At 43.4% G+C, this 13,549-nt stretch carries 12 protein-coding genes; 6 read left to right on the top strand and 6 right to left on the bottom strand.

Translation table 11 applies throughout. The features are described 5' to 3' along the window. Positions 1–16 precede the first annotated feature (16 nt). Positions 17–508: a DinB family protein gene (locus GS399_RS19500; protein ID WP_160846337.1), complete on the bottom strand. Its 492-nt coding sequence runs from the start codon at positions 506–508 to the stop codon at positions 17–19. Positions 509–663: 155 nt separating this feature from the next. After that, positions 664–1,056 carry a VOC family protein gene (locus tag GS399_RS19505; protein WP_160846338.1) on the bottom strand — a complete coding sequence of 131 codons (393 nt, stop codon included), beginning with the start codon at positions 1,054–1,056 and terminating at the stop codon, positions 664–666. 87 nt (positions 1,057–1,143) lie between these two features. On the opposite strand from GS399_RS19505, the gene GS399_RS19510 reads away from it, so the two are divergent. The 6 genes from GS399_RS19510 to GS399_RS19535 all read left to right on the top strand — a co-directional run bounded on the left by GS399_RS19510 (position 1,144) and on the right by GS399_RS19535 (position 10,250). After that, a complete protein-coding gene (locus GS399_RS19510; protein ID WP_160846339.1) occupies positions 1,144–2,859 on the top strand; it encodes an IlvD/Edd family dehydratase in 1,716 nt (571 codons plus the stop codon). A 10-nt stretch (positions 2,860–2,869) separates the two neighbouring features. Continuing rightward, the gene (locus GS399_RS19515; protein ID WP_160846340.1) at positions 2,870–3,640 is read left to right on the top strand and encodes an SDR family NAD(P)-dependent oxidoreductase; all 771 of its coding nucleotides are present in this window, start codon (positions 2,870–2,872) and stop codon (positions 3,638–3,640) included. Positions 3,641–3,828: 188 nt separating this feature from the next. Then, the gene (locus GS399_RS19520; protein WP_160846341.1) at positions 3,829–5,217 is read left to right on the top strand and encodes a toll/interleukin-1 receptor domain-containing protein; all 1,389 of its coding nucleotides are present in this window, start codon (positions 3,829–3,831) and stop codon (positions 5,215–5,217) included. Positions 5,218–5,226: 9 nt separating this feature from the next. Continuing rightward, the gene (locus GS399_RS19525) at positions 5,227–9,234 is read left to right on the top strand and encodes an nSTAND1 domain-containing NTPase (protein WP_160846342.1); all 4,008 of its coding nucleotides are present in this window, start codon (positions 5,227–5,229) and stop codon (positions 9,232–9,234) included. Positions 9,235–9,255: 21 nt separating this feature from the next. Then, on the top strand, positions 9,256–9,762 hold the full coding sequence (locus GS399_RS19530; protein WP_160846343.1) for a DUF4231 domain-containing protein: 507 nt from the start codon (positions 9,256–9,258) through the stop codon (positions 9,760–9,762). A gap of 98 nt (positions 9,763–9,860) precedes the next feature. Beyond that, positions 9,861–10,250 carry a hypothetical protein gene (locus GS399_RS19535; protein WP_160846344.1) on the top strand — a complete coding sequence of 130 codons (390 nt, stop codon included), beginning with the start codon at positions 9,861–9,863 and terminating at the stop codon, positions 10,248–10,250. Positions 10,251–10,263: 13 nt separating this feature from the next. Here the strand turns inward: GS399_RS19535 and GS399_RS19540 are convergent, their stop codons facing one another. The 4 genes from GS399_RS19540 to GS399_RS19555 form a co-directional block, all read right to left on the bottom strand. Next, positions 10,264–11,790: a glycoside hydrolase family 32 protein gene (locus GS399_RS19540; protein WP_160846345.1), complete on the bottom strand. Its 1,527-nt coding sequence runs from the start codon at positions 11,788–11,790 to the stop codon at positions 10,264–10,266. A gap of 288 nt (positions 11,791–12,078) precedes the next feature. Then, entirely contained in the window at positions 12,079–12,897 is an 819-nt protein-coding gene (locus tag GS399_RS19545) for an alpha/beta hydrolase (RefSeq protein ID WP_160846346.1), read from the bottom strand. A 68-nt stretch (positions 12,898–12,965) separates the two neighbouring features. Further along, positions 12,966–13,163: a KTSC domain-containing protein gene (locus GS399_RS19550; RefSeq protein ID WP_160846347.1), complete on the bottom strand. Its 198-nt coding sequence runs from the start codon at positions 13,161–13,163 to the stop codon at positions 12,966–12,968. A gap of 11 nt (positions 13,164–13,174) precedes the next feature. Further along, a complete protein-coding gene (locus GS399_RS19555; RefSeq protein WP_160846348.1) occupies positions 13,175–13,438 on the bottom strand; it encodes a hypothetical protein in 264 nt (87 codons plus the stop codon). Positions 13,439–13,549: the final 111 nt, after the last annotated feature.

Raw genomic sequence — 13,549 nt, forward strand, 5'->3', positions numbered from 1 at the left:
AAAGGCAAGGCCTCCTTTAACTTAAGCCGGTCTTTGACTCCACTTCTAAAATCATTTTTCTGATTAAGGAGATTTGTCCTAAATGATAGTAGCTGTGCTCAACAACTCCTTCTATATTCCGTAAATATGTGCCGTATTTTTCATCTATGAATATTTCGTCTAACTTGCTATCGGGCATTTCTTCTATTTGACTGGCAAATTTTTCTGAATTAGTTAAAAACTCGTTTACTAATTCTTTCCAGTCTTCTTCAGATTTAATAGCCGGAAGGTCAAAGCTATATTGGTCCCTGATCTCAAGTATTCCGCGGTTAAACACATTTAAAAGGCCTGCCAAATAGTAGTTGATATGATAGGTCAAAGCCGCAATTGTATTTAAACTACCAATCTTTTGGATGGCCTGTTCCCAGGTTACATTTAGTAATTGTTCCTTGTAGTTTGTATTAGCAATCCACCGCCCGTTTAGTAAGACTTCTCTTAGTCGGTTTGCAATAAATTTATTTCTAGTCATTCTCAATTTCAATTTAAGAATTTCTTCGATATTGACACTGACAGTCGTATGATTGCGTGGAGAGTAACGCCGGTTCAGGAAAAATTGTGATGGTTCCCTGATAGCCAGCACTTCGATATATTTTCAGGATATGCCGAAGTACTGCAGGGCTCGTATTAGCCCATCGGCGTACAGATCTCAATTAAAAAGCCGTCCGGGTCTCTGATATAGGCAACTGTTTGCCCCCAGGGTTTGGTTTTCGGATCTTCAACTATTGTTGCACCCGCATCGACCGCAGCTTTTATGGTCGCTTCTACATTATCCGTCGTAAAACCGATTTCAATTCCAAATGGCTTATTTGTCAGACTGCTTTCGATGAATCCATCTGTCAGATTAGATTTCGCCAATACGGTTGAAGCAAAAGAAAGTGTTGTTTCTCCGGCCATAAGTTCCCCGTAGTCGTTTCCCGGTGTCACAAATTTCCGTGCAAACCCAAAAGCTTTTTCATAGAATTCAACGCTTCGTTCTACGTCCTGAACGTACAGGATTGTGTAAGCAAATTTTATCATGGTGTAAAAATATAATATTCAAATTGTTCGTCTCATCGTATATTTAATTCGCAACGATAACCATAATACCTGAAGCCAACGTTAACCATGTCCGAAAGAAAATTACGAAGTGAAGAATGGTTTGCCAGAACCGGGAAAGACGGATTTATTTACCGGGCCTGGATGAAAAACCAGGGAATACCTGAGCACGAGTTCAAAAGCAAACCCATTATAGGAATTTGTAATACATGGAGCGAGTTAACGCCCTGTAATGCTCACTTTAAAGAATTAGCTCAGTCCGTTAAGAATGGCATATTTGAAGCAGGGGGTTTTCCCGTAGAATTTCCTGTTATGTCGCTCGGCGAAACCCTGATGAAACCCACAGCTATGCTCTTCAGAAACCTGGTTAGCATGGATGTTGAAGAATCCATCCGCGCTAACCCGCTTGACGGCATTGTTCTGCTTTGCGGCTGCGACAAAACGACTCCCGCGCTGATAATGGGCGCATGCAGCGTCGACATTCCCACAATAGTGGTTTCGGGCGGATCCATGCTTACGGGCAAGTTTCGTGGCAAGGACATCGGCACGTCGGATATCTGGCGTTTCTTCGCCGACTATCAAACCGGACAAATGAATGATGAGGATATGTACACCGCCGAAGCTTGCCTGGCGCGAAGCCAGGGACATTGCGCGGTAATGGGAACAGCATCGTCTATGGCCTGTATGGTGGAATCGCTCGGTTTATCCCTGCCACAAAACGCGGCGATACCTGCACCGGATTCCAGGCGGAAAGTATTGGCTCATTTATCGGGAAACCGTATTGTAGAAATGATAAGAGAAGACCTTAAGCTATCTGATATCCTGACCAGGAAAGCTTTTGAAAATGCCATAACGGTTAACGCGGCGATAGGCGGTTCAACGAATTTCATTATTCATTTGCTGGCAATTGCCGCACGCATTGGCGTTGATTTAACAATCGATGATTTTGACACCACAGGAAACCAGATTCCGTTGCTGGCCAATTTACAGCCATCGGGAAAATACTTTATGGAAGATTTCTTCTATGCCGGCGGACTGCCTGCTTTGATGAAAGAACTTCATGAAAAATTAAACAGCGGTATTATTACTGTGTCTGGAAAACCTATGGCACAGAACTATGAGAACAGCGAGTGCTACAATCGGGATATTATCACAACACTCGATAAGCCTTTTAACCAGGTAGCCGGCATTACCGTTTTGAAAGGGAACTTATGTAAAAACGGGGCTGTCATGAAGCCATCGGCAGCGAGCGTCCATTTATTGCAGCACATTGGTAAAGCGGTTGTTTTTGAAAACATTGAAGACTTCAACAAACGAATTAATGACCCGCAGCTGGATGTCGACGAAAACTCTGTGCTTGTTTTGAAAAATGTCGGCCCAAAAGGTTATCCGGGAATGCCGGAGGTTGGCAATATGCTTATACCAAAAAAATTACTTGACAAAGGAATCACAGATATGGTGCGTATTTCCGATGGCCGGATGAGCGGTACCGGTTTTGGAACAGTTGTTTTGCATATTTCGCCGGAAGCGGCAGTGGGTGGCACATTGGCAATCGTACAAGATGGCGACATTATCGAACTTGATTACCGAAACAGGTTGCTGAATGTAAGGCTCAGCGATGAGGAAATTGCTTCCAGGAAATTAAATCGGGCAGATGATGCTGCAATTGCATTAAGAGGATATGCCCATTTATATCAAACTCATGTTGAGCAGGCCCACCTGGGAGCAGATCTCGATTTCTTAAAGGGAAATTCTGGCAGTAAAGTTTTAAGGGATTCGCACTAGTATATTCAGGATGAATTTTAATAATAAGGTAGTAATCGTTACAGGCGCAGGCCAGGGAATCGGATTCGGGATATGCCAGGCGCTTTCAGAAAAAGGCGCAAGAGTCATACTAAATGACCTCGACGCAGATCTGGCTGAAAAAGCGGAAGCTTTAATAAATCAAGGTTCCGAAAATCACTGCATTGCGATGGCCGGCGATTCAAGCGATTTAGTTTTTATAGAGAAGATGGTCGCCACTGCAATTGAATTGTATGGCCGCCTTGACGTAGTTATTGCGAATGCAGGCATTACCCTTTACGGAGATTTTTTCAGTTACAGCAAGGAATCGTTTTCAAAAGTTATGGACGTTAATCTGGGAGGTTCATTCTTTTTAGCACAGGCAGCTGCAAAGCAAATGAAACTGCAGGGCGGCGGCGGGGCTATACTTTTTACGTCTTCTGTAGTAGGCCATCAGGCACTTAAAAATCTCGCCGCATATGCCATGACGAAAGCGGCATTGGAGATGCTGGCGAAAAACCTGGTTATCGAGTTGTCTCAGTACAGAATAACAGTTAACACCGTTGCACCGGGAGCCACATTGACAGAACGAACGACAGGCGAAGCAGGTTATGAACGCGTTTGGTCAGAAATTACACCGATGGGGCGACCAGCCTCCGTTGCTGATATTGTAAACGCCGCGTTATTCCTCGTGTCGGACGAAGCCAGGCAAATTACCGGGCAAAGTTTAATTGTGGATGGTGGGTGGACTTCGGTTAGTTCGCTGCCTATCGGCCTTAAATAATGACGGGTTCGGGCCCTCTATGATTCCGGCTCTAAGAAAATCGCTATTTGTAGCTATTTATACGCAATTCCTTGCATATAACGAATAAAAAGTAATAAATTTATTATATCGGTTTCATAGTATTCTCTAGTCAAGCAGCCCGCCCTTTTTAGAAAATCCGATTCCTTTCTTACTTATAGTTTAAGATTATGACTAACCAAATTAATCTTTTCATTTCGTATGCGCATGAGGATGAATCGTATTTAAAACAGTTAAAAAAATTCATCAATAAGGACAACAGCCCGAACATAAATATCTGGGATGATGGTGGGATTTTGCCCGGCTCGGCCTGGGATCAAAGTATCAAAGAGCAAATCGAGAAATCACATATCATACTTTTCCTCATTAGCCAGGATTTCCTCAATTCCAAGTATATCAATACGGTTGAGTTGAAAATGGCTCTCGACAAGCATACAAAAAAGACCTGCCGGGTGATCCCGATATTTACCCGTAACTGCGTACTTGACAATTATAAAGAAATCAAAGGCTTACAGGGTTTGCCGGCTAACAAACAGTTTTTAGCAACGCTCGGAAATGATGCCGACAATGAATATGTACTGATCCATAAAAAGATTAATGAGCTGGCAAATGAATTATTGACGGATAAAAATATATCCGACTCTATTAACAGTAACGATACACAAAGCGGCGTTGCAAAGCAGATCGATACCTTGCGGAAGAACAAGCAGATATTTTTATCAATTCCCGATTCTCCGGAAGGCAAAGCAAAGCGAAAGGACTTTTTATTTTCTGTGCTCGGAAAAAAACAATGGGAAGAATGGCCTTACGAGATCGTTCCGGGCGTGGAAGATATTAAAAAGCTCGACACGATGGATGAACCTGAAAAGCAGGAGTTTATTACATCGCTGATCAAAAATTCTTTCTGTGCCATCCACATCCTGATGACCGCCGATGAGCTGGATGAAGGCTTCGACCAATTCCAGTACCTCACGGCAAAAAATTACCAGGGCAGTGCAACGTATTATAAAAACATATTATGGCTTCCAAACTCGCAGATAATTTCAGGCCTTAATGAAAGCTTGCTTATGAACCCTGCCATTATGGGCAGCAACTTCGACCAGATATTTATCATGATCGAGGATACCGACAAAGAAAAGGAAGCGAAGATAGAGAACATGAAACCTGTATTTTCTGCGACGAAAAAGGTGTACATGTTCTATGATTTCGACAAGGATCATAACAACGACCTGCGTATCAAATTAAAAAAGGAGATAGAAAAGAAAGGAAACTTCCTCATTCAAAATCTGCCGAGTTCACCCCTGGAGAAAGACAAACAGGACCTTGAAAAATGCGATGGAGCCTGCATTTTTTACGGGCTTTCCAATCCCGAATGGTTTGTTATGCGGCAATCGATACTCAATGATGCCGGCTTTACACATACCAAAGCGGTTTGTATCGACAACCCGGATATCGACCTGAAGCTTGACCGCGATGTTAGCGTTTGGGCATATAATTTCATCATCAAGGGACACGGTGAATTAAGCGAGAAGCTGGAACCATTCTTAAACGGTCTTTAATATAACAAAATGGCCAGTACTATAGAACCAACAGTTGCCGGTAAGCAGGTAGATGAAGCAGAAATAACTTTCCAGCTGGATGAGTTCTATCTTGACCTCCAGGAGGACGGAAATAAGATCCGCTTGCTGGATCGCGATGAGATCCGGCGAAGGCCTTTTCCTGGATTACGACCTTACAAAACGTCCGAGTTCCAATTGTTTAAAGGTCGCGGCGGGCAAGCCGAAGAACTAATTCAGCGGCTTAAAAAGAATAAATTCCTGGCGGTTATCGGCAGTTCCGGAACGGGTAAATCATCTTTAATAAGGGCGGGACTAATTCCACAGCTGTTCGGCGGTTACCTGCACGAAGCCGGAAATAACTGGAACATCGCAATCTGCCGGCCCGGCAAAAATCCGCTCGGCAACCTGGCGATAGCGCTTGCAAGCGTAAAGGAGCGTTCCAGGGAACAAAGCAGGATATTGCATGCATACAATGAGATCTATCCACTTTTAAGCAGCTCTATCTACGGCTTACTCGACGTAAATAACCTGCTCAACCATGAAAATCCCGACGAAAACAAAAGAAACCTCCTGGTCATCATCGACCAGTTTGAAGAACTTTTCCGCTTTTCACGAAGCGACCTGGCACAGGACAATATTGAGAGCCATTTCGTTAACCTGCTGCTAAAAGCTGCTTTACATCCGGCGGGAGCAGTATATATTATTACTACGATGAGGTCGGAATTCCTGGGCGACTGTGTAAGTTTCCAAAGCCTGCCCGAAGCAATAAATAGCGGGCAGTATCTTGTGCCGAAACTCGACCGGTCGCAGATAAAAGAAGTGATCGAAGGGCCGATAAAACTTACCGGAAAAAGTATAGCGCCGGGCCTCGTGGAACTGCTTATCAATAAAATTGACGAAAGTACGCTGAAAGAAAACCACGATCAGCTGCCAATACTTCAGCATGCGCTGATGCGCACTTATCAGCAAGCCGAAAAAAACAGTTCCGAAGCTGAAATTTGCTATGAGGATTATAAGAGCACCGGGGGTATGGAAGAGGCGCTCGCTAATCATGCAAGAGATAAATTCAATCAGCTGACAGACCGAACTTCGGGAGATGAGCTTTCCAAAAAGCAGGAAATTGCTAAAATCATTTTCCAGGCGCTTACTGATTTAAGCACCGGACAGAAAGGCGGCCGAAGACCTTTACAGCTTAGCAATATCTATGAGCTGGCCACGCTCGTTCATGCAACACCCGATGAGGTAAATGAAGTGATAAACAACTTCAGGGGCGAAGACACATCTTTCATCATGCCGCCTGATACGACACCTTTAAGCCCAAATGTAATCATTGATATTTCTCACGAAAGCCTGATGAGAAACTGGGATGAGCTGGACGAGTGGATCAGGGAGGAATTAAAATACGGTAAGTTATATACGCGTCTAAACGAAAAAAGACTTTTATACGAAAACTACAAGGATGAGCCCGTAAAAGGAATTTTACTGCGTGAATTGGAATCAATGGAATCGCAGCACCCGATGAACTGGGCCTGGGCGTCCAGGTATCATACTGACCTTGGCACCGACGCTTCCGACGAACAGCACAAGGAGATTTTTTCAAAAAACATGAAGTTTCTTGAAGAGTCTATAACCTTAAATAACCAGGCGGAAGAGCAGGAAAAAAACAGGATTGAGCAGGAAATACAACGCGCGGAAAAGGAAAAGAACCGCAAGAAAGTAATCTCCATCCTTACTGTTGCTACAATCATTTCCGTAATAGCGCTTGCCTGGGCAATTGTGCAAACGAACAAGGCAACCACCGAAGCAGCAAGAGCCAATAAAAGCGCAAGCCAGGAAAAAGATGCCAGGCAGAAAGCTGTTACCTCACAGCAAGATGCTCTTAACCAGGCGAGAATTGCCAACACTCAAAAAAACCAGATTGCAGCACTTCAAAAAATCTCTGATCTGAAAGCGAGACAGGCAGATTCACTACGGCTGATTGCGGAAGGACAAAAAGCAGAACTAGGTAAGCAAAGCAAAAACCTGGAGATGCAGCTGGCTATCAATGCATTGCAGCGGGAGTACTTTTTCAGGTCACGTCATCTGGATTCGGTAGAAAAGCAACGGCTTATCAGCGCCATATTCAAGCAGCAATTACCAAAAGTTAAGAAGAGCAATTTCAGCAAATTCTATGATGCCGGAATGTTGAGCGGTGTTAATATGGCTGTAAGAGCTGGTGACACAGTTACCACCAATCCGGTTGTCGGCTTACGCCTGGCCGACACTGTATGGATGCAGCAAAGCAGTAAGCCGGTGCAGGGCCTGCTGGAAAACATATTTAAGGAAAACATTTTCTATAAGCAAAAGATCAAGTCGCCCGCCGACATAGACGCGATTGATATTTCACCTAATTCCGGCCGATTTATCGCATCGGGACAAGCGTCCTTTCTATCCGGTTCTTTAAACAAAGACAGCCTGAAAATCGAGCCTGCCATGGGTGCACAATCCGAGGCAAACGAATGGATAGCGCTTTCATTTGTTAACGACAATAAGGCCGTTGGCCTATCGATAAACGGAGATGTTGTAGAGTTAGGAAGCGGCGGCGGACAGATTGTCCGCAGAATAAGGGTGCCGGTGTCTGCTAAGTTTTCGCCCGACGGAAGTCAGCTGGCTGCGATATATCGCGATGGATTGAAACTCTATACATTATCGGGTAAAACAAGCAATATCTCCGACTCTGCCACTTTAGCCTCTTCTATCGTTTACACACAAGCAAAAAAACTGCTGTTTTCAAGCGACAGCAAACGATTGATCGCCATAAATACCGGTTACTCAAAAATATGGGACACCGCAACAAAAAGGGAGCTGGCTGCGAACAACGTCAATCTTTACGCCCTTTCATCGGCATGCTTCACCACAGATGGCAAATATCTCGTTACAGCAAAAAGCACACGTATTAATTTGCTGAGAGCCGATTCTTTAAATTCAGTAAGCGGCTTTTATGTTCCTCTGCCGAAAGAATATGGTGGTTTCACCAGCATTTCAAACATAGCCCTATCTCAGGATGGGAAAAAACTAATCCTCCAGTCGGGCGGAAAGGCTTATTTAATAACAACGGCGAAAAATGATTTACTTTTCAAAATCGACCCGTTAAAAAGAGCGAATAGCATTACATCGCAGCCTGTTGTAATCAGATTGCTCAATGGCACAGCCGCCTACTCCCCATTAATTACTCCTTCATTTTTAACGTCCGAAAAAATCATATCGGCCGACGAGAGCGGCTATATGTACTTGTGGGATATAAACGCCAGATACGCCAATTTAAATGATGCATTTGCAAGTGTCAGGCCTATTACAAGACTCTCATTTGAAGAAAAACTTGCAAGAGATCTGATCGATTTTAACGCATTGAAAGCTTCAACAGACAAAGTATTGCTTGAAACAGCTGCGAATTATTATTACGGAAAAGGTGTTGCAAAAACGGAGTACGACCGCAAAGCAAGAGAACTTTATTTAAGGTTATTGCAACTCGACAAAGAAAATCCTAACGAGGTATACATAAAGCGTATCATCCAGATAAATACCGAGCTGATTGCCAACGAAAAAAACGAAATCGATGTTCGGAGTTATTACCGGAGCCGGGTTCAGAGAACAGCCGAAAACATTGAACTTACCAAAGAATATCTCAAACTGGCTCCCGACGACGATGAAATCAAAGGAACGCTGTCCAGGTCGTATGGCTCACTTTCTTTTTACTTGTTGTTTACGCATGACTATGATGGCGCAATAAAATCGGCAAATACAGGATTAAGCCTTAATCCTGAAAACACCTGGATTAACACCAATCTTGCTCTTGGCTATTTACTGACAGATCGTTTTGAAGACGCAAAAAAAATCTATACAGATTTTAAGGACCAGGAAAATGAGGGTCGGAAATTCAGGCAAATGTTTTTAGACGATTTTAAAGATCTCCAGGCTGCCGAAATCATTACAGGAAACGAGCCTGGTGTATTAAAGATTAAAGAAATTCTAAAATAAAAGCTGGTTTGATAAGAGCTTATGGAAAAAGAAATTTTTGAAAAATATGTCGAAGAACGTTATAAAGGGCAAATGGATTATTACAAAAATGCTTCCGCCCGCAACCAAAAACGGTATCAGCAGTTCCAATGGGTATTAATTATCCTATCGGCGCTGACACCTGTTTTCGCAGCATTGCGTGTCGGCAAAATCGGCGCGCCAGGTTTAACTTCGGCTGTTGACCTAAACGTTGTTGTATTGATAATCTCATCGATCGTAGCCATTCTGACAACCGGCTTAAAAACCTTCAATTACCAGGAACTATGGGTTAACGCACGCGCTACCTACGAAAAGCTTAAGCCTGAAATCCATTACTATAATTTCAATATTGGCCCGTATGGTGTTACCGGCGTTGATAAAGAATCGGTTTTTGTAACACGTGTCGAAGAAATGTTAACCAATGAACACAACCAATGGCCGCCGGCTAAAACGATGAAAGACGTTTCCGAAAAGAACGGCGATACGGACAACGAGCAAAAAACTCAATAGCCGTTATTAGTTCGAGACAATCTCAAAGATGAGAGTTCCGGATATAGATCACTGTAGCTTGCAGATGTTCCTATTTTAGTGTTTCAAACATTGAGTATATGCCTGTCGAAAAAACAATCATTTTTGTATGTGCAATGTATTGCCTTGCATTGGCCATTTTCCATGCAATGTTCTGGAAATTGTTCAAATGGGAAAAAGATCTTGCGTCATTGACTTCTGCAAACAGAGCTATTATACAGATTTTAAATTGTCGCCTTATCTATTTCTTTCTTTTCGCAGCTGCCATTTGCATTCTATACCCTGTCGAACTCTATACTACAAAACTGGGGAAAGCGTTTTTGTCAGGCATGTCAATCTTCTGGCTGGGCCGGACCATAGAACAATTCATCTTTCTCCGCGTCAATTCAAAGGTCGTTCACTTGCTGACACTGGTGTTTTTTATAGGTGCTGTTTTGTTTATTCTGCCGGTATTTTTAAGTAATACCTGATCTCCCAAACAAATCACTTCCAGATACTTTTCAGCGGCGTAATTCTTAATTCGTCTACAAGAAGTGATTCTTCGGCCGTCGCGGATAATTTTGTAAACGGCTGCTTAGAAAAGAAAATACTGCTCATTACAGTCAGACCGTTATCAGCAAATAGTTCCACCGATGCCCTATCGACTATCAATGTCAGATCGAATGCTTTGCCCGCAGTAAGCCGCGCAGCGGTATGCCTGGCCGCGAATTCTTTATTGAAATCGGTTTGGCCCGAGTTAACACGGTCGATATAATAAGCATTTACTTTGCTGTCAAATCCTATTTTAAGTTTTTCTCCATTAACATCCGATAATTCCAAGGAAAAATCTTTAAGAAGCTTACCAGTGATCTTAAGTTCAAATTGTCCGGGAAGGCTTCCTGTTTTATCGCTCAGGTCGCCTTTGCCGATATCAAGTTTTGAGAGAGAAACGGATTTCCCGGTCGTTATAACGCCTAATTCTTTCACCGGCGTTGAAGCAACGAGGATATTTTGTCCTTCCTTTTTAAGGCTCAGCTCGCGGGGTATTGTCATGGCGTTGCGCCATTTTTCCGTAGGAACTTCGTTCGCGTAGATCCAGTTACTCATCCAGCCCAAAAAGATTTTGCGGCTTCCGGTGTTCGACCAGGTTATTCCCGCGTAATCGTCGGGACCATAGTCTATCCAACGCACAGTTGTATCACGGGGGCGGAAATTTTTGCCGTCAAAGTCGCCCACAAAATATTGCGTTGCCGAGCCGCCATTTGGTCCGCCGGGATTAATGCTTACTATCAAAATCCAGTACTGTTTTCCGTTAAGGCTGAGAGGGAAAAGATCGGGACATTCCCAAACGCCGCCATGTGCGCCCAGATCCTTTCCAAATTCGCTTTCAAGGTTCCATTCTTTAAGATTGGGTGATGAATAAAAAGTTATCCGATCTTTCGTTGCCAGCGTCATGATCCACTTTTTACCAGCTTCGTACCACATTACCTTCGGGTCGCGAAAATCGGTAATCCCCGGATTTCTCAGCACCGGATTACCTTCATATTTTGTCCAGGCTTTTCCATCATCCAGACTATAAGCCAAGCTTTGGTTTTGAAACTTGTCGGATTTCTCCTTCTCTCCTTTCGGATCATGATGCGTAAAAATTGCCACCAGCGGCGGTTTGCCATCTTTCCCAAATCCTGAGGTATTATTTACGTCGGCAACTGCACTTCCCGAGAAAATATAACCCAGGCTGTCGGGGTATAACGCAATTGGCTGCTCCTGCCAGTGAACAAGATCCTTACTCGTAGCGTGACCCCAATGCATCGGCCCCCAAACCGTTCCCGCCGGGTAGTGCTGAAAAAAGAGATGATAAACACCCTTATAGTACACCATGCCATTCGGGTCGTTCGTCCAGTGAAGCTTCGGCGAAAAATGAATTTGCGGGCGATACGGTTCGCCGAACAGATCTGCCTGGGAGGTTTGCCCTTTTGAAATACTGGCCGCCAGAAGGCAGCAGCCGGCAAGTAATAGCTTTTTAAAATTCATGGTTCTTGATTAGCTGAAGTATAAGCTCGTATGCAGCTTAACAATCATTAATAAAGTTAAGCTAATTATTTTTCGAAAAAACCAATATGCAGCCATACCGTATTTCATATATCTATCTGAAAACTATGAAAGACATTATTTTTATTCACGGCGTGCCTGATTTTCGAAGACTCGTAGTTTGCTTAGCTTATAACCGTAAATGTAATCTTTCGAGAGCCCGAAGATGACATTTAAAAAGATTCTTCTGACTTAGTGACATTAGACTTAACCGTATGCAACAGCTTTGCATTATTGTTTTCTCTTTACTGTCGCAGCAACTTCTTTCAGCAACAACGGAAATGCAGGTTCGGCCATACCGCCATGATCAAAACCATCAAGTTCATATAAGCGGGTGGTTTTATTTCCGCTAAGCTTCATCATTCGCAACAAATAAGCATTCTCTTCATAGCGGCCTAAAAGTTCCAGCTCGCGATCACCGGTTATAAGCACCATCGGCGGAGCATCGGCCCGCACATGATACAAGGGAGCATACTCGTCAATAACAGGTTGTGTGTCTTTCATTCCTCTTTCCTGGCGAATAGTAAAATGTGTGATGGCTTGCCCGCTGAAGGGCACAAGTTCTGCGATGTTATTGGCGTCTATGCCATACTTATTGAGGTATTTTTTGTCAAGGGCGATCATCATTCCCAGGTAGCCGCCAGCCGAATGACCTGAAATAATTACCAGGTTCGGATCGCCTCCATAACTACTGATATGTTGAAAAACCCATGCGACGGCTGCGGCTGCATCTTCAATGTATGCCGGAGCTTTCACTTTAGGCGATAATCGATAACCTATGCCAACTACCGCATAGCCTTTGTCCATCAATGCTTTCGGCAGTTCCTTTGAACCGGAGGTTATCCCCCCGCCATGAAACCAAACGATAGTGGCGAAGTTCTTTTTGTTCTTCGGATAGTAAAAATCCAGTTTGCATTGTGATGAAATATAGGCATCGGCCCTGTTCACCGACTCCGGGTAATAAGGAATATCTTTTTGAGTTACATAATCCTGTTGTGCCTTTGCTACGATGCATCCAAACAGGAAAAAGAGGAGTAATAGCCGTTTCATGGTCGAATGTAATTATTCGGATCTATTTCCGGCAAAAACTAACTTCTTTTATCTGCTTCATTAATTTGCTATCCAACCTTCTCAAAAGCATATTTGCCCTTTACATGGTGATTTAGATAACGGCCTTTTACAAGTGAGGCTTTTAATTCCTTGTAAACTTTCTCAGGCACCCGCTGGTATTCATAAATTATTCCGGTGACAAAAACAACGCGAAGCAGCTCTTTTTGCTGATCGTAGACTATTTCATTTATCACCGCAGAAGGCATATGCAGACAGCTTATCGGGCGTTAACACCTGTATCAAACGGTTCGGCGCCATCCATCTCACTCAGTATCTTGTTTCCAAGTTCGCGGATCTCCGCTTCCGCAAGCCAGCTCGATGAACTGGCTTTCCAACCATCTTCCGTGTTTTCAATGAGCAATGGCTGCGGATCGTTAATCTCCCTTTCTACCGAAAACTGGTGTTTGTTATTATCCATTGCTTCCACAATCAGATCTGAATTTTCTCCGTTTACAGAGAATTGAGTTTTAAAGCGTTTCATAAAGCAGTTTCCATACACAACAGCCTGCTTTCCATGAGGTTTTTATTAAATTTTATTACAGGAAAAGAAGTTACTGGCATAGTTGTGGCACTTCATTAAATACATCTAACA

This window comes from Hufsiella arboris, from assembly GCF_009834875.1.
Taxonomy (GTDB): domain Bacteria; phylum Bacteroidota; class Bacteroidia; order Sphingobacteriales; family Sphingobacteriaceae; genus Hufsiella_A; species Hufsiella_A arboris.

Bases quoted from the DNA above. Each gene is read 5' to 3' on its own strand.
- GS399_RS19545 (WP_160846346.1), bottom strand. From the start codon at position 12,897: ATGAAACGGCTATTACTCCTCTTTTTCCTGTTTGGATGCATCGTAGCA.
- GS399_RS19550 (WP_160846347.1), bottom strand. From the start codon at position 13,163: ATGCCTTCTGCGGTGATAAATGAAATAGTCTACGATCAGCAAAAAGAG.
- GS399_RS19540 (WP_160846345.1), bottom strand. From the start codon at position 11,790: ATGAATTTTAAAAAGCTATTACTTGCCGGCTGCTGCCTTCTGGCGGCC.
- GS399_RS19555 (WP_160846348.1), bottom strand. From the start codon at position 13,438: ATGAAACGCTTTAAAACTCAATTCTCTGTAAACGGAGAAAATTCAGAT.
- GS399_RS19525 (WP_160846342.1), top strand. From the start codon at position 5,227: ATGGCCAGTACTATAGAACCAACAGTTGCCGGTAAGCAGGTAGATGAA.
- GS399_RS19500 (WP_160846337.1), bottom strand. From the start codon at position 508: ATGACTAGAAATAAATTTATTGCAAACCGACTAAGAGAAGTCTTACTA.
- GS399_RS19510 (WP_160846339.1), top strand. From the start codon at position 1,144: ATGTCCGAAAGAAAATTACGAAGTGAAGAATGGTTTGCCAGAACCGGG.
- GS399_RS19515 (WP_160846340.1), top strand. From the start codon at position 2,870: ATGAATTTTAATAATAAGGTAGTAATCGTTACAGGCGCAGGCCAGGGA.
- GS399_RS19535 (WP_160846344.1), top strand. From the start codon at position 9,861: ATGCCTGTCGAAAAAACAATCATTTTTGTATGTGCAATGTATTGCCTT.
- GS399_RS19530 (WP_160846343.1), top strand. From the start codon at position 9,256: ATGGAAAAAGAAATTTTTGAAAAATATGTCGAAGAACGTTATAAAGGG.
- GS399_RS19520 (WP_160846341.1), top strand. From the start codon at position 3,829: ATGACTAACCAAATTAATCTTTTCATTTCGTATGCGCATGAGGATGAA.
- GS399_RS19505 (WP_160846338.1), bottom strand. From the start codon at position 1,056: ATGATAAAATTTGCTTACACAATCCTGTACGTTCAGGACGTAGAACGA.